Source organism: Microbacterium lacusdiani (assembly GCF_054779895.1).
Genome location: NZ_BAAGXJ010000015.1, coordinates 20,718 through 44,090, shown reverse-complemented (window position 1 = coordinate 44,090; position 23,373 = coordinate 20,718). Strand labels below are relative to the sequence as shown.

Below are 23,373 nucleotides of genomic sequence, written 5' to 3'. Positions count from 1 at the left end.
GCGGAGTAGCATCGCGGCCATGTCCGACACGCCCGACGTCCGGATCGCAGAGTACGCACGCCCGAGTCACCTGCTCGTCCACCTGAGCGACACGCACCTGAGGGCCCAGGGAGGGGTCTTCGGGATCGACGCGGCCGCCCATGTGGAGCGCATGCTGACCGACCTGGTCGCGGCCGGAGGCCGGCCGGATGCGCTGGTCTTCACGGGGGACCTCGCCGACCTCGGCGAGCCCGACGCATACGCACGGCTGCGCGAGATCGTCCAGCCGGCCGCCGAGCGCCTGGGCGCGCGCGTGATCTGGGTGATGGGCAACCACGACTCCCGCGACGTGTTCCGCCGCGAGCTGCTGGGCGAGCCGGGCGACGCCCCGGTCGACGCCGTTCACGACCTCGATGGGCTGCGCGTCATCGTGCTCGACACGTCGGTCCCGGGGCAGCACCACGGCGAGATCACCGACGCGCAGCTCGACTGGCTGGCGCTCGAGCTCGCGGTGCCCGCGCCGCACGGCACGATCCTGGCGATGCACCACCCGCCCGTGCCGTGCGTCCTCGACCTCGCGACGCTCGTGGAGCTGCGGGACCAGCAGCGCCTGGCCGACGTGCTGCGCGGCAGCGACGTGCGCTCCATCCTGGCCGGACACGTTCACTTCTCGACCTCGGCGACCTTCGCGGGCATCCCCGTGTCGGTCGCATCCGCCACCTGCTACACGCAGGACCCGGGCATCGCCGACGGGGGCATGCGCCCGCGCGACGCCGCCCAGTCGTACAACCTCGTGCACGTGTACGACGAGACCGTGGTGCACTCGGTCGTGCCGCTCACGGCCGCCCCGCCGGCCGAGGTCACGACGGCCGCCGAGACGCGCCGCCGTCTGACCGACGCGGGCGTCGTGATCCCGGATTCCGCGGCCCGGGCGCGCGTCGACGGCATCGCGCCGCCGACGTCGCCCATCCCCGTCGTCGGCTGATCAGTCCTCGTCGGGAGAGATCCGCTCCCACGGCGCGGCGACCGGGAAGTACGCCTCGAGCATGTCGCGCACCGCGCGCTCCCGCAGCTCCTCCGGCAGCTCCGGCACGCTGCCGTCGTTGAGGCAGAACATGTCGGCGTCGCGGCGCGCGAGCAGTCGCTCCATCCGGTGCAGCGACTCCTGCAGCGTGGTCTGGATGTACTCGGTCCGCGGCGCCGTGGTCGGCAGGGCCCGGCCCGTCATCAGCGCGTAGTAGTGGTAAAGCGAGTTCGTGACCGACACGTCGGTCGCGCTGCGGAACCGGGCGGCCGCCGTGCGGGCGAACTCCTCGGGGAACTCCCGCTCCAGCTCGAACATCACGCTGCGCCGGTGGGGCGTCGCGCAGTGCTGCAGGTCGCGCGTGATGACGCGGCCGAAGCGGCGGCGCAGCACCTCGCGGTTCACGCGCGCGGCGTTGTCGTGACCGCTGCGCGAGGGGTCGGTTCCGCCCACGCCGATGCGGATGTCGGCCTCGACGAACTGCGTGATCCCCGCGGCCGTGAAGAACAGCTCGGGTCGCACGGGGCGGCCGAAGAACATGTCGTCGTTCGAGTAGAGGAAGTGCTCGGCGATGCCCGGGATGCGGTGCAGCTGCGCCTCTACCGCGTGCGAGTTGTGGGTGGGGAGCACCGAGGGGTCGGCGAAGAACTCCTCGCTCCGGACGATCCGCACGCGCGGGTCGTCGCGCAGCCACCACGGCGCGGGGCTGTCGGTCGCGATCCAGATGGTGCGGATCCACGGGGCGAACATGTGAACGCTGCGCAGGGCGTATCGCAGCTCGTCGACCTGCCGGTAGCGCGCGGCGTGATCGTCGCCGTCGCCGACGACGTACGCGTTCATGCGCTTCGCGCGCTCGCGCTGGAACTCGTTGGACGAGCCGTCCACCCACGAGAAGACGATGTCGACCTCGCCCGTGAACTCGTTGGGGAGCGGATCCCACATGCCCTCGATCGTGCGCCAGTCGCGTCCGAAGCGGCGCACGGTCTCGAGGCCGAGGTCGTCGATCGCGACCGTGCGGCGGGTCAGCGCGTTCGGCCGCGGGGCCTGCAGCAGGCGGCCCTCGCGCCGCCAGAACTCGAGCCGGATGCCGCGCTCCGCGCCGTAGCGCAGGGTGCCCGACGCGGTGGTGCGCGGCCGGAAGAGGATGGCGACGTCCCCGCCGCCGAACGCGCGCGCCGCCCCGGCGGTGAGCGGGCGGGCGGTGCTCTTCTCGCGCCGGGCTGCGGTCCACGGGGCGGTCTCGGCGGCCGCGTCCAGCGCGGCGAGGGCGGCCTCGCGCGCCTCCGCGGGCAGGGCGAGCGCCGGGCGTCCGCTCGAGCGCCGCAGCAGCCAGGGCTCGAGGCCGGCCGACTCCAGCAGCTCTGCGAGCGCCAGGAGGTCGCGCGCCTCGGCCTCGGCGGGCGTCGCGTCCTCGATGAGATGGGGCACGCCGGCGAAGAGCCGCGTGTCCGTCGTCAGGGGGCGGGGGGCGGATGCGTCCGCGGACGGGGCGGCGGCAGCCGGGGGAGGACTGAGCGGCGTCATCGGTCACCTCTGTTCAGGAATGATCGAGTCGTCGGCCCCGTGGGGCCGGCGGCCGCTCGGATGAGGGCCGGCGAAGCGCCGGGAGCGCTCGAGAGCGGCAGCGGTGCGACCGGCGTGGAGAAGCCGGTGGAGTGATTGTAGAACCCCTGCGCTTCCGGCATATCACCGGGGCCGAAACCGGGGGCGCGCGCCCAGACGACGCATAGGTCACGGACGGATAACATGGGTCCGTATGCCCGCCGCCGGTCGGCGGGGACCCGGCGCCGCCCATCCTGGAGCGCGATGCCGCACGAACGAGGAGATGTCACGTGGCCAACCCCTTCGAGAAGCTGCTCCGCGCCGGAGAGGGACGCGTCCGCCGGCGCCTCCAGCAGGTGGTCGCCGCCGTCGGCGCCCTCGAGGAGGACTACACGCAGCTGACCGACGAGGAGCTGCGCGGCGAGACCGCCGAGCTGCGCGCCCGCTTCGAGGCGGGCGAGACCCTCGACCAGCTGATGCCGGAGGCGTTCGCGGCGGTGCGCGAGGCCGCCAAGCGCACGCTCGGCATGCGCCCGTACGACGTTCAGATCATGGGCGGCGCGGCGCTGCACCTCGGCAACATCGCCGAGATGAAGACCGGTGAGGGCAAGACCCTCGTCGCGACCCTGCCCGCCTACCTGAACGCGATCGCGGGCAAGGGCGTGCACGTCATCACGGTCAACGACTTCCTCGCCTCGTATCAGGCCGAGCTGATGGGCCGCGTGTACCGCGCGCTCGGCATGACCACGGGCGTGATCGTGTCGGGCCAGACCCCGGCCGTGCGCCGCGAGCAGTACAACGCCGACATCACGTACGGCACCAACAACGAGTTCGGGTTCGACTACCTGCGCGACAACATGGCGTGGCGCAAGGAGGACCTCGTCCAGCGCGGCCACTTCTACGCGATCGTCGACGAGGTCGACTCGATCCTGATCGACGAGGCGCGCACGCCCCTCATCATCTCGGGGCCCTCGTCGGGCGAGGCGAACCGCTGGTTCGTGGAGTTCGCGAAGATCGCCCGCACCCTCGAGGAGGGCGTCGACTACGAGGTCGACATCAAGAAGCGCACGGTCGGCGTGCTCGAAGCGGGCATCGAGAAGGTCGAGGACTACCTCGGCATCGACAACCTGTACGAGTCGGCGAACACCCCGCTCATCTCGTTCCTGAACAACTCGATCAAGGCGCTCGCGCTGTTCAAGCGCGACCAGGACTACGTCGTCATGAACGACGAGGTCATGATCGTCGACGAGCACACCGGGCGCATCCTGGTCGGCCGCCGCTACAACGAGGGCATCCACCAGGCGATCGAGGCCAAGGAGGGCGTGCCAGTCAAGGCCGAGAACCAGACGCTCGCCACGGTCACGCTGCAGAACTACTTCCGCCTGTACGAGAAGCTCTCGGGCATGACCGGCACGGCCGAGACCGAGGCCGGCGAGTTCATGTCGACCTACAAGCTCGGCGTGATCCCGATCCCGACGAACAAGCCCATGATCCGCGTGGACCAGCGCGACCTCGTCTACCGCAACGAGGCGGGCAAGTTCGCGCAGGTCGTGGAGGACATCGCCGAGCGCCACGAGAAGGGCCAGCCCGTGCTGGTCGGCACCGTGAGCGTCGAGAAGAGCGAGCACCTCTCGCGCCTGCTGGCCAAGAAGGGCATCCGTCACGAGGTCCTGAACGCGAAGAACCACGCGCGCGAGGCCGAGATCGTCGCCCGCGCGGGCAAGCTCGGCGCCGTCACGGTCGCGACCAACATGGCCGGCCGAGGCACCGACATCATGCTCGGCGGCAACGCCGAGTTCCTCGCGGTGCAGGAGATGAAGGCCAAGGGCCTCGACCCGGCCGGCACCGACCCGGAGGAGTACGACGCCGAGTGGAACGTCGTGTTCGACCGCGTCCGCGCCGAGGTGTCGGCCGAGGCCGAGAAGGTCGTCGAGGTCGGCGGCCTGTATGTGCTCGGCACCGAGCGCCACGAGTCGCGCCGCATCGACAACCAGCTGCGCGGTCGCGCCGGCCGTCAGGGCGACCCGGGCGAGAGCCGCTTCTACCTGTCGCTCGAGGACGACCTGATGCGCCGCTTCCAGTCCGGCGCCGCCGACGCGCTGCTGGCGCGCACGGACCTGCCGGACGACGTCGCGATCGAGTCGCGCCTGGTCTCCAACCTCATCAAGAGCGCACAGGCCGCGATCGAGTCGCGCAACGCCGAGGCGCGCAAGAACGTCCTCAAGTACGACGACGTGCTCAACCGTCAGCGCGAGGCGATCTACTCGGATCGCCGGCACATCCTGTACGGCGACGACATCGCCGACCGCGTGCAGCACTTCATCGAGGACGCGATCACCGCCGTCATCGACGAGCACACGTCGGGCGGGCACAACGAGAGCTGGGACTTCGACGCCCTGTGGAGCGAGCTGAAGACCCTGTACCCGGTCGGCGTGACGATCGACGAGGTCGTGGCCGAGGCCGGCGGCCGCAAGGGCGGCATCACGGCGGACGCGCTCAAGCGCGAGCTGCTGAGCGACGCCCGGATCGCCTATGCCAAGCGCGAGGAGCAGCTCGGCGCGTCCGCGATGCGCGAGCTCGAGCGCCGCGTCGTGCTGCAGGTGCTCGACCGCCGCTGGCGCGACCACCTGTACGAGATGGACTACCTCAAGGACGGCATCGGCCTGCGCGCGATGGCGCAGCGCGATCCGCTCATCGAGTACCAGCGCGAGGGCTACTCGATGTTCCAGGCCATGATGGGCCAGATCAAGGAGGAGGCCGTCGGCTACCTCTTCAACCTCGAGGTGCAGGTGCGTCGCGTGGGCGAGGGCGAGCAGGCCGAGGTCGAGGCCAAGGGCCTGTCGGAGCACCCCGCCGACACGCAGCTGGAGTACTCGGCTCCGAACGACGCGGGCGAGGTCGAGGTGCGCAACGACCGCGGCCAGGTGCAGAAGGCCGCCACGGACCGCGTGCGCCGGGCCGCGCAGGCGACGCAGGCGACGGCGCCCCAGGCCGGTCCCGGCGCGAGCGCGTTCGGGCACGCGGCGGATGCCGCGCAGGCCGACGAGGCGCCGCTGAACCGAGAGCAGCGCCGCGCGCAGAAGAAGGGGAAGTAGCCCCTCGGCGAATCTCTCCGGCCGGGCCGACCGGTCCACACCTCGGCGCGTGGACCGGTCGGCCCGGCCGTATCCTGGGGCGATGACCATCCCTGTCCCGTCCAGCGCCCCCGGCAAGGGCCGGCTGCGCCCGCTGGACCAGTCCTCGAAGCTGAAGAACGTCCTCTACGAGATCCGGGGCGCGGCCCTGGACGAGGCGGCTCGGCTCGAGGCGGCAGGCCACACGGTCCTGAAGCTCAACACCGGCAACCCCGCCGTGTTCGGCTTCGAGGCGCCGTACCAGATCGTGCGCGACATGATCGCGGCGGTGCCCACGGCGCACGGCTACAGCGAGAGCCGCGGCATCCTCGCGGCCCGGCGCGCGATCGTCAGCCGGTACGAGGACACCCCGGGCTTCCCGCGCGTGGACCCCGAGAACGTGTACCTGGGCAACGGCGTGTCCGAGCTCATCACGATGACCATGCAGGCGCTGCTCGACTCGGGCGACGAGGTGCTCATCCCGGCGCCCGACTACCCGCTGTGGACCGCCATGACGAGCCTGTCCGGCGGCACGCCCGTGCACTACCTGTGCGACGAGCAGAACGGCTGGCAGCCGGATCTCGACGACATCCGCTCGAAGATCACCGAGCGCACCAAGGCGATCGTGATCATCAACCCCAACAACCCGACCGGCGCCGTGTACTCGCGCGAGGTGCTCGAGGGCATCGCGGATATCGCCCGCGAGCACTCGCTCCTGCTGCTCAGCGACGAGATCTACGACCGGATCCTGTACGACGGGGTGGAGCACATCCCCACGGCCACGGTCGCCCCCGACCTGCTGTGCCTGACCTTCAACGGCCTGTCCAAGACCTATCGGGTCGCGGGCTACCGCTCGGGCTGGATGGTGATCACGGGCCCGCAGGATCACGCCAAGGGCTTCATCGAGGGCATCACGCTGCTTGCGTCGACCCGCCTGTGCCCGAACGTGCCCGCGCAGCACGCGGTGCTCGCGGCGCTGACCGGGGTGCAGTCGATCGAGGCCCTGATCGCGCCGAGCGGTCGCCTGCACGAGCAGCGCGACGTGGCGTGGCAGAAGCTCAGCGAGATCCCGGGCGTGACGTGCGTGAAGCCCGAGGGGGCGCTCTACGCGTTCCCGCGCCTCGACCCCGAGGTGCACGACATCCGGGACGACGCCAAGCTCGTCTACGACCTCCTGGTGGCCGAGCACATCCTGCTCGTCCAGGGCACGGGCTTCAACTGGCCGACGCCCGATCACCTGCGCATCGTCACGCTGCCCGAGGCGCGCGTGCTGGGCGAGGCGATCGAGCGGCTGGGCAACTTCCTGAGCTCGTACAAGCAGTAGGCCCCGCGGCCTGAACGGGCTTACAGGATCGAGAGGCTCGTCGCGCGCCAGCGGCGGTCGATGCCCTCGAGGCGCATGGCGACCGCGCGGGTGCGCTGGGGCGTCTCGACGATCACCACGCCCTCGACCACGCCGTCCGCGGGCGACGAGTGGTGGATCGAGCGGATGGCGTAGACGGGGCGTCTCACGGGCGTGCGGCGCGCACTGCGCGCCCGGACGGCCATCCCGGCGCGCGTGACGAGCGACCGGTACGGCTCGTCCGTGAGCCACCGCGCCATCTGCTCCGGCTCGCGCACCCCGGCCAGCACCTCGAGCACGCCCCGCGTCAGCGCGGTGAGCAGGGGCTCGGGGTCGGGGAGGCTCTGGCTCGGCGTGCGCTGCGGGGCGAAGTGCTCCTCGACGTCGGCGAGGCTGCGCAGGGGCCGGTCGGTGGGGCGACGCCCGGCTGGCACGGGCGGCACGGACGGCAGTGGCTGGGACATCGAGACCCCCTCTTCTCGGTGCGTGGCGAGTCGCCAGTCCAGCACCGCGTCGCACGGGGCACCGAGGCGGCAGGTATGTCCGTGGAGAGGTCTGCGGGCGCCGGGCTGTGGACAGCCGTGGGTGCCGGCGCGCCCGCTGGCCTACGCTCACGCTCGTGCGATGGGAGCGATTCTTCGACGACCTCGAGGACCAGCTGGCGGCCGAGTGGGAGGCCGAGCGGGCGGCCCTCGAGTCCGAAGCCGAGCGGCTGCGCCTGGCGCGGGTCGACCTGCGCACGCGACTCGCGGGCCTCGCTCACGACGGCGAGGACGCCGTCACGCTGGAGCTCGCGGGAGGGGAGTCGCTGGAGGCGCGCATCACAGCGGTCGGAGCCGACTGGCTCGCCGCTCCCGAGGCCGACGGAGGCCGCCGCCTGCTGCTCGTGCCGCTCGCCGCGATCCGCGCGGTCCAGGCGAGCCACGGCGACCTGCTGCGCTGCGCGCGCCCGGCCGAGCGCGGCGACCGGCTCGCGGAACGGGTCACGTTCGGCCTCGCGCTCCGCGACCTGGCCCGGCGCAGGATCGGCGTGGCGGTCGGCACCGGGCCCGAGCGCACGCTGACCGGGACGATCGACCGGGTCGGATCGGACCACATCGACCTGGCCCTGCACGACGCGGGCGCACCGCGGCGGGCCGCGGACGTGCGCGGGTACCGGATGATTCCGCTCGGCGCGGTGTCCTGGGTGCGGATCGATGCGTCGGCGGGCGTGCCGGTGGTCTGACGCCGCAGCGGGGGCCCGGGTCTCTGCGCGGGCTCAGCCCCGCGTGCCCCAGAGCTCGGGGAAGCTCGCGGCGTTCGACTGGCGCCACAGAGCCATGCGCCGCGCCTCCTCCACCTGGGCGTCGAGGTACTCCGCGACGCTGTCGTGCTCGATCCGCCAGCGCGCGGGGGTGCCGAGGCGGGTGCCGCGCAGGCGCCCCTCCTCGACCAGGGCGATCACCTCGTCGACGTCGATTCCGAGCAGCTCCGCGACCTGCGCGGGCGGCACGTGACGGCGTGCGACATCCTCGACCATGCCCCCATTATGGGTGCCCGGGCATCCGGGTGTGAGGGCGAATCGGGGCCTGTGGACAAGTCTCGGGGACCGTGACGCGGATTTGCCACGATGACCCCATGAGCAGCAGCATCGGCCACCCCGGCAGCGGACGGCACGCCGCCCCCGCGAGGCCCGGCCGTCGCGCCTTCTGGGCGGACGCGCGCTTCCTGATCGGGGTCCTCCTGGTGGCGGCGTCGATCGCCGGCGTGTGGTTCGTGGTGGCGGCCTCCCGCCAGACCGTCTCGGTGCTGGCCGCGGCCGACACGCTCGTACCGGGCCAGCCCGTCACGGCGGCCGATGTCGCGGTCGTCGACGTCGCGCTCGGGCAGGCGCGCGACGCCTATCTCGCCCCGGATGCGCTGGGGGAGGGGCTGGTGGCGCTGCGCACGATCGAGGTGGGCGAGCTCGTCCCCGCGGCGGGTGTCGGGGAGTCGGAGCTCAGCGACCGCACCTCGGTCGTGGTGCAGAGCTCGGTCGACGTGCCGGCGGGCCTGGACCGCGGCGCGCTGGTCGAGCTGTGGGAGACGCCCCCGGTCGACCCGGCCGACCCCGGCGAATTCGCCGAGCCGCGCATTCTGGTCGGCGACGCCGTGGTGGCCAGGATCACACGGGACGACGGCGTGATGGCCTCGGGCGGGGCATCGCTCGAGCTCGTGATCGAGCGGTCGCGGGTCGCTGACGTGCTCGCGGCGGTCGCGGCCGGGTCCGTGCTCTCGGCCGTGCCGACCGCGGGCGGCGCGGCGGCCGACGCTCCTGCGGACGGCGCGGACGAGCCGGCTGCGGGCGAGGACGTGCCGGAGGGCGAGAGCGCGAACGAGGAGCCGGCGGGGTGATCGCGCTCGTCGCGGCCGATGACGGCGAGCGCATCGCGGAGGAGCTCCGCGACGAGGGCGTGATCGTGCCCGCCGTGCTCGAGCCCGGCGCTCTGGCGGCCGCCGGGAGCCGGCGCTCCGGACCGTCCGACCTCCTGCAGGGCGTGGACGCGCTCGTGCTCTCGGCCGATCGCGGCGAGCTGACCGCCGCCCTCGTGTCGGCGTGCGATCGGCTCGGCGTGCGCATCGTGCTCCTCGCCGAGAGGCCGGGCGACCTGCGGGCGGCGAGGGCGTTCGGTCTGGCGGAGCCGCTTCCGCCGGACGCGCCGGGATGGCGGATCGCCGCGGCGGCGGGGGAGGCGGGACTTCCGTCCCCCGGGGTGGAATCCGGCGACCGGGAGCCCAGGGGCGGCCGGATCATCGCGGTGTGGGGTCCCGAGGGCGCGCCTGGCCGGACCACGATCGCGATCGAGCTCGCCTGCGCGATGGCCCGGGCGGGCCGGCACGTCGCGCTCGTCGACGCGGACGGCCGCGCGCCGTCCGTCGCCGTCGTGCTCGGCCTCGCAGACGAGAGCCCGGGGTTCGCGGCGGCCTGCCGGCAGGCGGAGCACGGCCTGCTCGACGCGGGTGAGCTGCTGCGCGTGAGCGTGCCGCTGGGCGACCCCGACGGGCGCGTGGATGTGCTGACGGGCATCAACCGGGTCTCCCGCTGGCCCGAGCTGTCGGCGCCGCGCGTCGCGGCGGTGCTGGCCGTGATCCGCGAATGGGCGGACGTCGTCGTGGTCGACGTGGGCGCGTCCCTGGAGGCGGACGAGGAGATCGTGAGCGACCTGGACGGCCCCAGGCGGAACGCGGCGACTCTCGCAACGCTGCGGGCGGCGGACGAGATCGTGGCGGTGGCGGCGGCCGACCCCGTCGGGCTGTCCCGCTTCGTGCGCGGGCATTCCGAACTGCGGCAGATCGTCGGGCAGACGCCCGTTCGCGTGGTGGTGAACCGGCTGCGCCCGGGCCCGCTCGGTCTCGATCCACGGGGGCAGGTGCGGCGCGCGCTCGAACGGTTCTCGGGGATCGCCGACGTCGCCTTCGTGCCCGACGACCGTCGCGCCGCGGATGCCGCGCTGCTCGCGGCGCGACCGGCGTCGGAGGTGAGCCCGCGCTCGGCGCTGGCGCAGGCGGTCCGGCGCCTGGCGGCCGGAATGCAGCCCGCCGCACGGCGCCTCGAGCCTGTCACCTCCCGCACGCGCGGCGGGGTGCTGCGGCGCGGCGCCTCGCGGGCCCGCGCGTCGGCCGGGCCGGGCGGCGACCAATAGGCTGTATGCGTGTCGACCCTCAGTGATCTCGTCTTCGCCCAGGGCATCGCGACCGAGGCGGATGTCGAGTGGCTGCATCGCGTGGCCGGCGACGGACAGCTGCTCGCGGACCTGTCGTTCGCCGACATCGTGATGTGGGTTCCCACGAGCGACGACTCGTTCGTCGCGGTGGCCCACACCCGCCCCGGCGGCTCGGCGACGCTCTTCTACCGCGACATCGTGGGGGAGCGCATCCGCCCGCAGTGGCAGGCGCAGGTGCGCGAGGCGTTCCACGCGTCCGACATCATCGACTCGTCGTCGCCCGAGTGGTTCGAGGAGACGCCGACGCGCGTGCGCGCGGTGCCGATCGTGCGCAAGGCCGAGGGGTCGTCGAGCGTGCTCGGCGTGCTCACGCGGCACACCAACCTCGGTGACGTGCGCGCCCCCTCGCGGCAGCAGATCACCTTCAACGAGTGCGCCGACGACATCTTCCGGATGATCTCGAACGGCGACTTCCCGGACCTGTCGGCCCCGACCGGCCCGCGCCGCGGTGCGCCGCGCGCGGCCGACGGCCTCATCCGGCTCGACGTGGACGGCGTCGTGACGTTCGCGAGTCCGAACGCGCTGTCGGCCTTCAACCGCGTCGGATTCGCGGACGAGCTCGAGGGCGAGTCGCTCGCCGAGGTGACCAGCCGCATCCTGCCCGCCTCGCGCGACACGGACGAGTCGCTGCCGGTCGTCGTGACCGGGCGCGCGCCGTGGCGCACGGACATCGAGGCCCGCGGGGTCACGGTGTCGCTGCGGGCGATCCCGCTGCGCGACCGCGGCCACCGCACCGGCGCCATCGTGCTGTGCCGCGACGTCACGGAGCTCCGCCACCAGGAGCAGGAGCTCCTCACCAAGGACGCGACGATCCGCGAGATCCACCACCGCGTCAAGAACAACCTGCAGACCGTGGCGTCGCTGCTTCGGATCCAGGCGCGCCGCACGAAGTCCGAGGAGGCGCGGGAGTCGCTCACCCAGGCCATGCAGCGCGTGGCGGCGATCGCGGTCGTCCACGACACGCTGTCGGAGGGCCTGTCCCAGAACGTGGACTTCGACCAGGTGTTCGACCGCGTGCTGCGGCTCGTCGCCGAGGTCGCGGCGGCGCCCAACACTCTCGCCCACACTCATTCGGTCGGCAAGTTCGGCGTGCTGCCCAGCGAGTACGCGACCCCGCTGGCCCTGGCGCTCACCGAGCTCGTGACCAACGCGGTCGAGCACGGCCTGAAGGGCCAGGAGGGCAAGGTCGAGATCATCGCCGAGCGCGACGACGAGAAGCTCCTCGTGCGCGTCCGCGACACCGGCAGCGGCCTCCCCGAGGGCACGGTCGGGCGCGGTCTCGGCACGCAGATCGTGCGCACGCTCATCCAGGGCGAGCTGAGCGGATCCATCGAGTGGCACACGCTCGGCGGCGCGTCCGCCGATGGCGACGCGGCGGCGGACGGCGAGCCGGCGGCCTCGGGGACCGAGGTCGTCATCGACATCCCGCTGCGCTGGATCAAGCGCTGACGCGGACAAGCGAGAGGCGCCCCTCCGGATCCGGCGGGGCGCCTCTCGCTGCTGTGTGTGCTGTGTGGTGCGCTGTGATGCAGATCAGCCGGCGCGGCGTGCTCGCGCGGCGCGGCGCTTGAGGGCGCGGCGCTCGTCCTCGCTCAGGCCGCCCCAGACGCCCGAGTCCTGACCGGTCTCGAGGGCGTACTGCAGGCACACCTCGGTGACCGTGCAGCGGGCGCAGACCGACTTCGCCTTCTCGATCTGGTCGACCGCCGGGCCGGTGTTGCCGACCGGGAAGAACAGTTCGGGGTCGACGGTGAGACAGGCAGCCTTGTCGCGCCAATCCATGGTGGGAGCTCCTCGCAGGGGTGGTGGGTTTCCGAGCAACGGGCACGCTCGGGGGAATCGGGAAAGCGCACCCCGGGTTCGGATACGCTGGCCATGTCGCGAGTCTGATCTCGCGACCCACCACGCCGTGGGAAACAAGCCGTTAACAATCGTCATACAGTTGGAATCCGAAATCAAGGGTTTTCGGCGAAATGGATCCCTCGAAGGCCTCCGAAACCGCCGGATGACGACAGGAGCCGCCGGATGAGCGTCCCCATCGCGCGCGCAGCGGGCGCGCTGCTCGCGATCGAGGCCGTCGGCCTGCTCGCCCTCGCCGGCTGGCAGGTCGTCGCGCTGCTGGGCGAGGACACCATGGCGGCCGCCAGTGCGATCGCGCTCATCGTGCTGACCGTGGTCGGGGCCGTCGCGGTCGCCGCCTTCGCCGGGGCCGTGTGGACCGCGCGCTCATGGGGGAGGTCGGGCGGCATCGTGACGCAGCTGCTCATCCTGGCCGTCGCGGTCGGCGCCGTCACGGGACCGTACCCGCAGGTGGGCACGGCCCTCCTGCTCGCCGCCCCCGCGCTGCTCGGAATCGGGCTGCTCCTGGCCGCCGCACGATCCGCCCACCGCGAGTCCCCGGACCCCTCCGGTCGCTGACCCGCTCGGCCCGTGGCCTCCGGTCGTTGAGCGGAGGCGCGCCAGCGCCGCCCCCACCCTGTGGTCGTTGAGCGGAGGCGCGCCAGCGCCGCCCCCACCCTGTGGTCGTTGAGCGGAGGCGCGCCAGCGCCGGAGTCGAAACGTGTCCGAACCTCCCTGCCGACCAACCCACCGCTCGTCCACAGGGCGCCGCCCGCGAGGACTTGTCCACAGATTCGGTTTGAATCGCTGATCTGCGCTTTCCGGCCCGGTGAATGTCGGTGGCCCGGAGGAGAATCGGGCCATGACGGCACAGGCGACTTCGACCCGGTGGGCTTCCACCGCGGGCGAACGTGCCCGCATGTCGGAGCTCGTCGACGATTACCTGGAGCAGCAGGTGATCATCGCCCAGGCGAAGGCCCGGCAGGCGTGGATCCTCGCCGAGGGTCGCGCGATCGCCGAGGCCCAGACCCGCCGGGGTGGGACGGGTTCGGAGTTCGAGCACCCGCTGAGGTCCATGGCCGCGGAGTTCGCGGTCGCCGGGCGGACGTCAGACCGCACGATCCGGGCCCGGATGGAGTGGGCAGTCGACCTGGTGGACGGGTTCCCGGCCACGTTCGCCCTGTTCGAGGAGGGCCGGATCAGCGAGGCCCATGTCCGAGCGATCGTCGACGCCGGGTCACGGCTGGAGGATGAGGACGCCCGGGCGGAGTTCGAGCGGATCATCCTGCCGCGAGCGGAGAAGCTCACCGCGGGGCAGCTGGGCTCGCTGGCGCGGAAGCTCGCGGACGACATCGAGCCGCTGCCGTTGGAGGAGCGTCACGAGGAGGCGATGGCCGACCGCTCCGTGCGGGTGGCGCCGCTGCCGGACGGGATGGGGGAGTTCACCTACATCGGCCCCGCCGTGACGGTGTACGCGATGCACGACCGGGCCACCCAGATGGCCCGCACGATCCACCGCACCAAGGGCGAGGGCGACGAGCGGACGTTGGATCAGATCCGGGCGGACGTGTTCGCCGAGATCACCCTCGCCGGCCTCCCCACCGCCGAGCTGATCGACCAGCACGGCGGCGACGCCCTGACGAAGATCAAGGCGACCGTTCAGGTCACTGTCCCGTGGCAGTCACTGACCGGCGTCGGCGACGAGTCCGCGTTCATCGCCGGCTACGGACCCATTCCCGCCGACGCGGCCCGACGCCTCGCAGGGGAGGCCGCCAAGTGGACGCGCCTGTTCCAGAACCCGGACACCGGGTGCCTGAAGACCGTCGACACCTACACGCCGACCCAGGCCCAGCGCCGCTTCCTCATCGCCCGGGACGAGCACTGCCGCTTCCCCGGCTGCCGGCAACCCGCGATCCGGTGCGAGGACGACCACACCATCCCGTACTCCCACGGCGGTCCGACGGACGTCCGCAACCTCGCCAACCTGTGCCGCGCCCACCACGTGCTGAAACACAACTCGAACTGGGACTTCAGACACGGCCCGGGCGGGGTGATGGAGGTCATCAGCCCTACCGGCAGGGCCGTCAAGCACAAACCCACCCCGGTGGTCCGATTCGAGGCATCAGCGGAGATCGCCCGCCCCGACTTCGGCTCAGACCCGCCGCCCTTCTGAAGGTGGTGTCGATCAGGCGCGGCGCGGTGAGGGGAGCGTGGTCGCCTCGCCGACGACGTGGCGCGCGAGGAGCGCGGCGCCGGCGACGGCTGCGGGCATCACCACGATGGCGGCGAGCGGCACGAGGAAGCACACGTGCACCGCGACCCCGAAGCCCAACACGCGGGCGCGGTGCGCGCGCAGCAGGCGCGCGCGGGCCGAGGCGTCGAGGCCCCGCGCGGTGAGCCCGTGAGAGGCGAGTTCGTCGGCCAGCACGCGGCCGTTGAGCAGTGCGCCCACGACGGCGCCCGCGGGGCCGCCGACGACCGGCACGAGGGCCACAGCGCCCGCGCCCAGTGCGGCGAGCACGCCCTTCCCGAACAGCCCCAGGCCGTCGGCGACCGAGGCGAGGAAGCCGTATGGCGTCTCGGGCACCGCGCCGCCGATCTCCCGCTCGACCGAGCGCCAGATCCGGTCGTAGAACGACTCGCCCACCACGAGGGTGAGCGCGGTGAACGTCGCGATCGAGAGCACGACCGCGCCGCCGAACAGCGCGATCCCGATCACCGTGCGGAAGAGCCCGGCCCACGCCTCGCCCCAGCCGTCGGCGAACGGCGTGATCAGCTCGACGAAGCCGGCAAGCGCGAATCCCAGGGCGACGAGCGCGCCGGTCAGCAGCGCCCCGACGATCGCTGCCGGGACGAGGCCCGCCGCCATGACGCCGGGTCTGCGGCGCCACCATCGGAAGCCGTCGACGAGCGTCTTCACACCCCGCCAGAACTCGCGCACGAGCCCAGGCTAGGCCAAGCCGGCAGAGCGGCGCCGGGAATAACCCGGGGTGACCGTGGTTGAAGTTGATATCAGTCGGCTCAAGTTCTTAGGCTTGATACGACATCACGCAACTTCACGTCCATCGAGGAGATCCGCGATGCCCGACAACACGTTCCCTCTGGGCGGCCCGAGCGCCTTCGACGAGTTCCTCGCCCGCTACCTGCAGGGCGAGCGCGCCCGTGCCGCGCGGTCGCTCGACCTGGCCCGCTACCTCAGCGCGCGCACGCAAGAGCTGCTGCAGCGCGCCGGGCGCTACGCCCTCGAGCGCGGACAGCACGAGCTCGACGCGCTCCACGTGCTGCGCGTGCTGATCGAGGACCCCACGGTCGCGTCGGCCGTCACGCGCATCGGCGCCGACCCCTCGGCGGTGGCCTCTGCGGCGGAGATGCGACTGCCGGCCGCCGGCGAGGCGGCCGACGCCGAAGCCGCCGTCGTGACGCCCGCCGTGCAGCGCGCGCTGTTCCACGCGTTCCAGGTGGCCCGGGCGTCGGGATCGACGTACATCGACCCCGAGCACGTCTTCTTCGCGCTCGTGCTGGCGCAGGACACCCCGGCCGGCCAGATCCTGACCGCGGCCGGGATCACCGCGGAGGCCCTCACGCAGGGGATGCGCGAGGCGATCGCGGCCGGCGAGACCGAGACCCGCACGGAGACCCCGGAGCCGCGGCAGCCGGGCGGCATGCTCGACACCTACGGCACCGACCTCACGGCGCGCGCCCGGGACGGGCTCCTCGACCCCGTGATCGGCCGCGCATCCGAGATCGAGCAGACGATCGAGATCCTGTCGCGCCGCACCAAGAACAACCCCGTGCTCGTCGGCGAGGCCGGCGTCGGCAAGACCGCGATCGTGGAGGGCCTGGCGCGCGCGATCGTCGCGGGCGAAGTGCCCGTGCAGCTGCGGGGCAAGCGCGTGATCGCGCTCGACCTCCCCGCCATGCTCGCCGGCACGCGCTACCGCGGCGACTTCGAGGAGCGCCTGACCAAGACGATGGAGGAGGTCGCCGAGCAGCGCGACGAGATCATCCTGTTCGTCGATGAGATCCACACGGTCGTCGGCGCCGGGGGCGGCGGCGAGGGCGCCATGGACGCGGGCAACATCCTGAAGCCCCGCCTCGCGCGCGGCGAGCTGCACCTCGTCGGCGCGACGACGCTGAAGGAGTACCGCACGATCGAGAAGGACGCCGCGCTCGAGCGCCGTTTCCAGCCGGTGCGCGTGGGGGAGCCCTCGATCGAGGACGCGATCGAGATCCTGCGCGGCCTGCGCCCGGCGTACGAGGAGCACCACCGCGTGAGCTACACCGACGAGGCTCTGCGCGCGGCCGTCGAGCTCGGCGACCGCTACCTCACGGAGCGCGTGCTGCCGGACAAGGCGATCGACCTGATCGACCAGGCCGGTGCGCGCCTTCGGCTGCGTCTGGGCGCCCCGACCGACGTGAGCGCGCTCATGGAGAAGCTCGCCACGCTCGAGGCCGAGAAGAACGCCGCGGTGGCCGCCGAGCGCTACGAGGAGGCGCTGCGCCTGCGCGATGAGATCGCCGAGGTCCAGCACCGGATCGACGAGGCGTCAGGCCAGGGCGGCACGCGGGCGGTCGTGGACGAGGCCGAGATCGCCGCGGTCGTGAGCCGCGCCACGGGCATCCCCGCCTCGCGCCTGACGGAGACCGAGCGCGAGCGCCTCGCCGCGCTCGAGGACGAGCTGCACCGGCGCGTGATCGGGCAGGACGACGCGGTGACCGCGGTCGCGAAGGCCGTGCGCCGCAGCCGCACCGGCATGGGCGACGCGCGGCGCCCCGTCGGCTCGTTCCTGTTCCTGGGGCCGACCGGCGTCGGCAAGACCGAGCTGGCCAAGGCGCTCGCGGCGAGCCTGTTCGACGACGAGGGCGCGATCATCCGGTTCGACATGAGCGAGTTCGGCGAGCGTCACACGGTCGCCCGCCTTGTGGGCGCCCCTCCCGGCTACGTCGGCTACGACGAGGCCGGGCAGCTGACGGAGCGCGTGCGCCGCAACCCGTACTCGATCGTGCTGTTCGACGAGATCGAGAAGGCGCACCCCGACGTGTTCAACCTGCTGCTGCAGGTGCTCGACGACGGCCGCCTCACCGACGGCCAGGGCCGCACGGTCGACTTCCGCAACACGGTCGTCGTGATGACGTCGAACCTCGGCTCGGAGTTCCTCGCCTCGCGCGCGGGCGCCATCGGGTTCACGACGGGCGGACGCGAGTTCGACGACGAGGACCTGCGCGCCCGGGTCATGGGCCGCCTGCGCGAGTCGATGCGACCGGAGTTCCTGAACCGGATCGATGAGATCGTGCTGTTCCGCAAGCTCGACCGGCCCCAGCTGCGTCGCATCGTCGACCTCATGCTTGGTGACACGCGCGATCGCCTCGCGGGCCGCGAGGTGTCGCTCGAGATCTCGGCGGCCGCGGTCGACTGGCTCGCGGAGCGCGGCTACGAGCCCGAGTACGGCGCCCGGCCGCTGCGCCGCCTGATCCAGCGCGAAGTGGACGACCGCATCGCCGACCTGTTCGTCTCGGGTGACCTGGCCGACGGCGGCTGCGTGACGGTGGACGTCCGGGACGGCGCGCTGACGGTCGGCGCCGCCGCCCGCATGCCCGCGGCGGCCTGAACCCGCCGGCGAGGCCCCGGAGCCGAGCGCTCCGGGGCCTCGTCGCGTTCGCGGGGCCGCCGCTACCGGATGTCCCGCCCGCGTGGGAGCATGCGGAGATGGAACAGCGCATCAGCTTCATCACGCTCGTGGTCGACGACGTCGAGGCCAGCCGGGCCTTCTACGTCGACCGGCTGGGATGGCACGAGGAGCTGCATGTCGAGGGCGAGGTGCTGATGCTCCGGGTGGGCGACAAGCTGATGCTCTCGCTCTGGGACCGCGCGCACGCGGAGGCCGAGCTCGGGCCCGTGAAGGCCGACGGCGTCGCGCCCATCACGCTCGCCCACAACGTCGCGAGCGAGTCGGAGGTCGACGCGGTCATCGCCGAGGCGCGCGCGGCCGGGGCCACCCTCGTCTCCGAGCCCGTCCGCCGCTCCTGGGGCGGGTACACCGGCTACATCGCCGACCCCGACGGCTATCGCTGGGAGGTCGCGTACAACCCCGGGCCCATCGGGGAGTCCGTGCTTCCCTGATCCGCGGGGCGCCGAGCTCAGCCGTGAGGCCAGGTCGCGAGCGCGTCGTCGATGGCGCGCCGGGTGGCCGCGTCGACCGGTGCGACCAGATCCAGGAGGGGCACGCGCGGCGCCGAGGCGGACCGCGCGGGCGGCAGCCGCCACGTCCCGACGGCCACGCCGTCGACCAGGACGGTGGGGCGGAAGATGCCGTTGCCGCCCGGCACCAGCGCCGCCAGCACCTCGGGCGTCGCGACCAGGGAGCGGTCGGCGTAGCCGAGGATCCACTCGTCGAAGCCCGCCGTGAGCGTCACGCCCGAGGGCCCCGGCACGGGAGGGTCGCCGATCACCCAGGCGGGGGCGCCCTCGACCGTCGCCTCGACGAGATCCGCGATGCGCGCGGCCTCCCGGCGCACCTGCGTCTTGGGCAGCTTGAGCCACCAGGCGGCGTCGTCCGGTGTCACCGGCCCGTGCGACAGGATGTACCCCCGCAGGACGCCGACGAGGTCGTCCGGATGCGTCTCGATCGCGGGAGGGAGGACCAGCTGCTGCTGAGCGCCCGCGAACGGCCCCCAGTGCATCAGGCCGTCGATCGCGAGATGGAACAGCAGGTGGTACCCGCGTCCCCCGCCGGCGGGGATGCCCGCCGCCTCCCACAGGGCGACCGCCTCCGCGCGCGTGCGCGGCCGCTCCTGCAGGGCGTCGCGCAGGATGCCGCGCGCCCGGTCGATCGTGGTGTCGTCGAGGCCCAGCTCGGCGCGGCGCCGGGTCGCTGAGCGCTGCACGCGGTCCGCCGTATGGTGCAGGATCGCCGCCAGGTGGCGCGGCGTCGTCGCGAACAGCGTGCCGCGCATCGGCCACGAGCGCACGAGCCGCCCCGTGTCGAACGCCGCCCGCACGTCGTCGAGCGTCGTGCCCGGCCGGGAGCGGATGGCGATCGCGCGCAGCACGGCCGGCAGGTCCTGGCCCTGCAGCGCGACGCCGCGAGCCACCACCTCGGCGGGCGAGAGGTCGGAGCCGCCGAGCAGCTGGGCGGCGTGGCGCATGCGTCGGGCGTCGACGCCCGAGAGATCCCTCGTCACGCCCCCACGCTAGACCCGCCCGCGGACACCGGGCAGGATCGGGGACATGGAAGAGCAGCGCGTATCCATCGGCATCGCCGCCGCCGTCGGGCCGGAGGTCGCCCGCCGCATCGCCCCGGCGATCGAGCAGGCCGGCTTCGGAGCCCTCTGGGTGAACGACACCCCGGGTGCCGATGCGCTGGAGGTCTCGGCGGCGGCCGCGGCGGTCACGTCCCGCCTCCGGGTCGCGACCGGCGTGATCGCGGTCGACCGGCGCCCGGCGCCCCAGCTGCTGGCGGACCTCGCCAGGCTGGACATCCCCGCCGACCGGCTCGTGCTCGGCATCGGCTCCGGCGCCGCGCGGAGCGGCGCGCTCGGCCTCGTCCGCGACGCGGTGGACGAGCTGCGGCAGGGCGGCGTGGGCGACATCGTGGTCGGCGCGCTCGGCCCCCGCATGCGCCGGCTCGCCGCCGATCGCGCGGACGGGGTCCTGCTCAACTGGCTGACGCCCTGCGCGGCCGCGGAGGAGGCGTCCGAGCACCGCGCGAGCGACGGCGCCGGCCGCGTCGTGCTCTACGTCCGCACCGCGGTGGAGGACGACGCGGTCCCGCGTCTCGAGCACGAGGCGGCGCGCTACGAGTCGATCCCGTCGTACGCCGCCAACTTCGCACGGCTGGGGCTCGCGCCCATGGACACGGTCATCCTGCCCGACGGCCTTCCCGGCCGCGTCGAGCGCTACGCCGACGTGGTCGACGAGGTCGTGCTGCGGGCGGTGGTCGCGCAGGACGGCCCCGACGACTACGCGCGCTTCGTCGACCGGGTGAGCGAGAGCATCCGCGAGACCGCCGACGCCGTCTGACCTGTCCGGCGGCCCCGCGGGCGGAGGACCGAGGCGGTCAGCGGCGCGCGGCGTACTGCTCGCGGATCACCGCGCGGGTGTCCGGAGCGGGCTCCGCCGAGAGGGACACCGGCCACGACGGGCGCTCGCCGGTCAGCGCCCACGCCGCCTGAACGGCGGCCCCCGCCGCGACGTACTCGCCGGGCTCGGGCACCACGACCGGTGCGTCGAACACCTGCGCGGCGATCGCCGCGACGGCCGGGTTCTGGGCCGCGCCGCCGACGAGCAGGATGCGGTCGGCCCCGACGCCGTGTGCGCGCACCGCGTCGAGCCCGTCGGCCAGGCCGCACAGCATTCCCTCGATCGCGGCGCGGGCGAGGTTCTCGCGGGTGGTGGAGGCGAGCGTCATCCCGAACAGCGTCGCGGTCGCGTCCGGCAGGTTCGGCGTGCGCTCGCCCTCGAAGTACGGCTGCAGCACGAGGCCGCCGGCCCCCGGCTGCGCCGACAGGGCCAGTCGGCCCAGCTCGTCGTGGTCCACGCCGAGCAGCTTCGCGATGCCGTCCAGCACGCGCGCGGCGTTGAGCGTGGCGATCAGCGGCAGGAAGGCGCCGGACGCGTCGGCGAAGCCCGCGACCGTCCCGCTCGCGTCCCGGACCGGGGCGTCGGTCACGGCGAACACCGTCCCCGAGGTCCCGATCGACACCGCGACGTCGCCCGTGGCCGCCCCGAGGCCGAGGGCCGCCCCCGCGTTGTCTCCGCAGCCCGGGCCGATCACGAGTCCGTCGGCGAGGGATCCCGCCCCGCCCGCGACGGACTCGGACGGGCCGAGCACGCGCGGCAGGACGACGTCGGCGGCGTCGCGGCGCAGCGCGAGCGACAGCAGCTCGCGGTCGTACGCGCCGCTCTCGCCGTCGAAGTACGCGGTGCCGCTCGCGTCGGAGCGGTCGGTCACGAGCTCCTCGAGCACGGGGCCGAGCGGCGACTCGTCCGTGGGGCCGTAGCCCCGCAGACGCCACGTCAGCCAGTCGTGGGGGAGCGCCACCGCCGCCACGCGGGCCGCGTTCTCCGGCTCCGCGTCGGCGAGCCAGCGCAGCTTCGTGGCCGTGAACGACGCGACCGGCACGACTCCGGTGCGGCGCGCGAACGCATCCGCCCCGACCTCGTCCCGCAGCGCGGCGGCCGCGTCGGCCGAGCGGGTGTCGTTCCACAGGAGCGCGGGCCGGATCACGCGACCCTCGGCGTCGAGCGCGACCATGCCGTGCTGCTGGCCGCCGATCGAGATCGCCGCCACATCGCCGAGCCCACCGGCGGCGTCGAGCGCCTCCCGCAGCGCGTCCCACCACGCCGCGGGATCGACCTCGGTGCCGTCCGGGTGGGACGCCCGGCCCGAGCGCACGACGGCGCCCGTGCCGAGGTCCCGGACCACGACCTTGCAGCTCTGGGTCGAGCTGTCGACTCCCGCGACGAGGGTCATCGCCGTCCTTTCCGATGTATCCGTGACGAGACTGGTTCCGGGCGACGAGACTGGTCTTCCCGACACCGGTCTCGTCCCCCAGGACCAGTCAACGTCCGAGGGCTGGGCTCAGCGCGCGCCGAGCAGGTGCTCGGTCGCCAGCTGCTGCAGGCGCACGAAGCCGAAGCCCTTGCCGCCGAGGTACGCGTCCGCGTCGAAGTCCTCGAACGCCGAGCGGTCGGCCAGCAGGTCGTCGTACGACTCGCCCTCGCCCAGCGTGGGCTCGGCGAGCTCGAGCACCTTGGCGGCCTTCAGCGCCTCCTGCACCTCGGGGTCCGCGCGGAAGGCGGCCGCGCGCTCCTTGAGCAGCAGGTAGGTGCGCATGTTCGCCGTGACCGAGTCCCACACGCCCGTCTCGTCCTCGGTGCGGCTGGGCTTGTAGTCGAAGTGACGCGGGCCGTCGTAGGCGGGCACGCCGCCGGGGCCGCCGTTCTCGAGCAGGTCGACGAGCGCGAACGCGTTGTGCAGGTCGCCGTGGCCGAACACCAGGTCCTGGTCGTACTTGATGCCGCGCTGACCGTTGAGGTCGATGTGGAAGAGCTTGCCGTGGTACAGCGCCTGCGCGATGCCGGCCGCGAAGTTCAGCCCGGCCATCTGCTCGTGGCCGACCTCGGGGTTCAGGCCGACGAGCTCGGGGCGCTCGAGCGAGTCGATGAAGGCGATCGCGTGGCCGAGCGTCGGCAGCAGGATGTCGCCGCGCGGCTCGTTCGGCTTCGGCTCGATCGCGAAGCGGATGTCGTAGCCCTTGTCGGTGACGTAGTCGCCCAGCAGGTTGACGGCCTCGCGGTAGCGCTCGAGCGCGGCGCGGATGTCCTTGGCCGAGTCGTACTCGGCGCCCTCGCGGCCGCCCCACATCACGAAGGTCTTGGCGCCCAGCTCGGCGGCGAGGTCGATGTTGCGCAGCACCTTGCGCAGCGCGAACCGGCGGACCTCGCGGTCGTTCGACGTGAACCCGCCGTCCTTGAAGACCGGGGCGCTGAACAGGTTGGTGGTGACCATCGGCACGATCAGGCCGGTGTCGGCGAGCGCCTGCTTCAGGCGGTCGATCTGGGTCTGGCGCTCGGCGTCCGTGGAGCCGAAGGCGAACAGGTCGTCGTCGTGGAACGTGAGGCCGTAGGCGCCGAGCTCGGTGAGCTTCTCGACCACGTGCACGACGTCGAGCGGCGCGCGGGTCGGGCCTCCGAACGGGTCGGTGCCGTTGTACCCGACGGTCCAGAGACCGAACGAGAACTTGTCGTCCTTGGTGGGGGTGAGCGCCATGGGAGTGCCCGCTTTCAGC

At 73.0% G+C, this 23,373-nt stretch carries 20 protein-coding genes; 12 read left to right on the top strand and 8 right to left on the bottom strand.

Annotation, left to right across the window (positions count from 1 at the left end; all coding sequences use genetic code 11):
* Positions 1-19 precede the first annotated feature (19 nt).
* Positions 20-964, top strand: a complete 945-nt coding sequence (locus tag ACYVGN_RS09410; RefSeq protein WP_460790341.1) for a phosphodiesterase — start codon at positions 20-22, stop codon at positions 962-964.
* Here ACYVGN_RS09410 and ACYVGN_RS09405 read toward each other — a convergent pair whose 3' ends face one another.
* A complete protein-coding gene (locus tag ACYVGN_RS09405) occupies positions 965-2,431 on the bottom strand; it encodes a stealth conserved region 3 domain-containing protein (protein WP_460790339.1) in 1,467 nt (488 codons plus the stop codon).
* A 404-nt stretch (positions 2,432-2,835) separates the two neighbouring features.
* On the opposite strand from ACYVGN_RS09405, the gene secA reads away from it, so the two are divergent.
* Positions 2,836-5,640 carry a preprotein translocase subunit SecA gene (secA, locus tag ACYVGN_RS09400; protein WP_460790337.1) on the top strand — a complete coding sequence of 935 codons (2,805 nt, stop codon included), beginning with the start codon at positions 2,836-2,838 and terminating at the stop codon, positions 5,638-5,640.
* Between the two features lie 82 nt (positions 5,641-5,722).
* The gene (locus ACYVGN_RS09395; protein WP_460790336.1) at positions 5,723-6,982 is read left to right on the top strand and encodes a pyridoxal phosphate-dependent aminotransferase; all 1,260 of its coding nucleotides are present in this window, start codon (positions 5,723-5,725) and stop codon (positions 6,980-6,982) included.
* A gap of 20 nt (positions 6,983-7,002) precedes the next feature.
* On the opposite strand, the gene ACYVGN_RS09390 is transcribed toward ACYVGN_RS09395, so the two are convergent.
* Positions 7,003-7,464: an Rv3235 family protein gene (locus ACYVGN_RS09390; RefSeq protein WP_460790334.1), complete on the bottom strand. Its 462-nt coding sequence runs from the start codon at positions 7,462-7,464 to the stop codon at positions 7,003-7,005.
* Between the two features lie 155 nt (positions 7,465-7,619).
* Between ACYVGN_RS09390 and ACYVGN_RS09385 the strand changes: the two genes are divergently transcribed.
* The gene (locus tag ACYVGN_RS09385) at positions 7,620-8,225 is read left to right on the top strand and encodes a hypothetical protein (protein ID WP_134745404.1); all 606 of its coding nucleotides are present in this window, start codon (positions 7,620-7,622) and stop codon (positions 8,223-8,225) included.
* Between the two features lie 33 nt (positions 8,226-8,258).
* Here the strand turns inward: ACYVGN_RS09385 and ACYVGN_RS09380 are convergent, their stop codons facing one another.
* Positions 8,259-8,519 (bottom strand): helix-turn-helix domain-containing protein, encoded by a 261-nt coding sequence (locus tag ACYVGN_RS09380; RefSeq protein WP_055990163.1) that lies wholly within the window; start codon positions 8,517-8,519, stop codon positions 8,259-8,261.
* Positions 8,520-8,617: 98 nt separating this feature from the next.
* Between ACYVGN_RS09380 and ACYVGN_RS09375 the strand changes: the two genes are divergently transcribed.
* Genes ACYVGN_RS09375 through ACYVGN_RS09365 form a run of 3 tightly spaced genes read left to right on the top strand, consistent with a single transcriptional unit; the run spans position 8,618 to position 12,192 of the window.
* Entirely contained in the window at positions 8,618-9,373 is a 756-nt protein-coding gene (locus tag ACYVGN_RS09375) for a hypothetical protein (RefSeq protein ID WP_460790331.1), read from the top strand.
* A complete protein-coding gene (locus ACYVGN_RS09370) occupies positions 9,370-10,662 on the top strand; it encodes an AAA family ATPase (protein WP_460790329.1) in 1,293 nt (430 codons plus the stop codon). The genes ACYVGN_RS09375 and ACYVGN_RS09370 overlap by 4 nt, the downstream gene beginning before the upstream one ends.
* A 9-nt stretch (positions 10,663-10,671) precedes the next feature.
* Positions 10,672-12,192: a sensor histidine kinase gene (locus ACYVGN_RS09365; protein WP_055990158.1), complete on the top strand. Its 1,521-nt coding sequence runs from the start codon at positions 10,672-10,674 to the stop codon at positions 12,190-12,192.
* A gap of 84 nt (positions 12,193-12,276) precedes the next feature.
* Here ACYVGN_RS09365 and ACYVGN_RS09360 read toward each other — a convergent pair whose 3' ends face one another.
* Positions 12,277-12,525, bottom strand: a complete 249-nt coding sequence (locus ACYVGN_RS09360) for a WhiB family transcriptional regulator (protein ID WP_029152980.1) — start codon at positions 12,523-12,525, stop codon at positions 12,277-12,279.
* Positions 12,526-12,768: 243 nt separating this feature from the next.
* On the opposite strand from ACYVGN_RS09360, the gene ACYVGN_RS09355 reads away from it, so the two are divergent.
* Together ACYVGN_RS09355 and ACYVGN_RS09350 are read left to right on the top strand one after the other, a co-directional pair.
* Positions 12,769-13,161: a histidine kinase gene (locus ACYVGN_RS09355; protein WP_460790326.1), complete on the top strand. Its 393-nt coding sequence runs from the start codon at positions 12,769-12,771 to the stop codon at positions 13,159-13,161.
* A gap of 283 nt (positions 13,162-13,444) precedes the next feature.
* Complete coding sequence (locus tag ACYVGN_RS09350; protein ID WP_460790324.1) at positions 13,445-14,755, top strand: HNH endonuclease signature motif containing protein; 1,311 nt, start codon at positions 13,445-13,447, stop codon at positions 14,753-14,755.
* A 12-nt stretch (positions 14,756-14,767) separates the two neighbouring features.
* Here ACYVGN_RS09350 and ACYVGN_RS09345 read toward each other — a convergent pair whose 3' ends face one another.
* The gene (locus tag ACYVGN_RS09345) at positions 14,768-15,523 is read right to left on the bottom strand and encodes an EI24 domain-containing protein (RefSeq protein ID WP_230667858.1); all 756 of its coding nucleotides are present in this window, start codon (positions 15,521-15,523) and stop codon (positions 14,768-14,770) included.
* Positions 15,524-15,662: 139 nt separating this feature from the next.
* Here ACYVGN_RS09345 and ACYVGN_RS09340 point away from each other — a divergent pair, with 139 nt between their 5' ends.
* Together ACYVGN_RS09340 and ACYVGN_RS09335 are read left to right on the top strand one after the other, a co-directional pair.
* Entirely contained in the window at positions 15,663-18,191 is a 2,529-nt protein-coding gene (locus ACYVGN_RS09340; protein ID WP_460790321.1) for an ATP-dependent Clp protease ATP-binding subunit, read from the top strand.
* A 98-nt stretch (positions 18,192-18,289) separates the two neighbouring features.
* A complete protein-coding gene (locus ACYVGN_RS09335; protein WP_134746378.1) occupies positions 18,290-18,703 on the top strand; it encodes a VOC family protein in 414 nt (137 codons plus the stop codon).
* A gap of 17 nt (positions 18,704-18,720) precedes the next feature.
* Here the strand turns inward: ACYVGN_RS09335 and ACYVGN_RS09330 are convergent, their stop codons facing one another.
* Positions 18,721-19,764, bottom strand: a complete 1,044-nt coding sequence (locus ACYVGN_RS09330; RefSeq protein ID WP_460790319.1) for a winged helix DNA-binding domain-containing protein — start codon at positions 19,762-19,764, stop codon at positions 18,721-18,723.
* Positions 19,765-19,810: 46 nt separating this feature from the next.
* Between ACYVGN_RS09330 and ACYVGN_RS09325 the strand changes: the two genes are divergently transcribed.
* On the top strand, positions 19,811-20,602 hold the full coding sequence (locus ACYVGN_RS09325; protein ID WP_055990137.1) for an LLM class flavin-dependent oxidoreductase: 792 nt from the start codon (positions 19,811-19,813) through the stop codon (positions 20,600-20,602).
* Positions 20,603-20,639: 37 nt separating this feature from the next.
* Here ACYVGN_RS09325 and xylB read toward each other — a convergent pair whose 3' ends face one another.
* Positions 20,640-22,055: a xylulokinase gene (xylB, locus tag ACYVGN_RS09320; RefSeq protein WP_460790317.1), complete on the bottom strand. Its 1,416-nt coding sequence runs from the start codon at positions 22,053-22,055 to the stop codon at positions 20,640-20,642.
* A 108-nt stretch (positions 22,056-22,163) separates the two neighbouring features.
* Positions 22,164-23,354: a xylose isomerase gene (gene xylA / locus ACYVGN_RS09315; RefSeq protein WP_460790316.1), complete on the bottom strand. Its 1,191-nt coding sequence runs from the start codon at positions 23,352-23,354 to the stop codon at positions 22,164-22,166.
* Positions 23,355-23,373 lie beyond the last annotated feature (19 nt).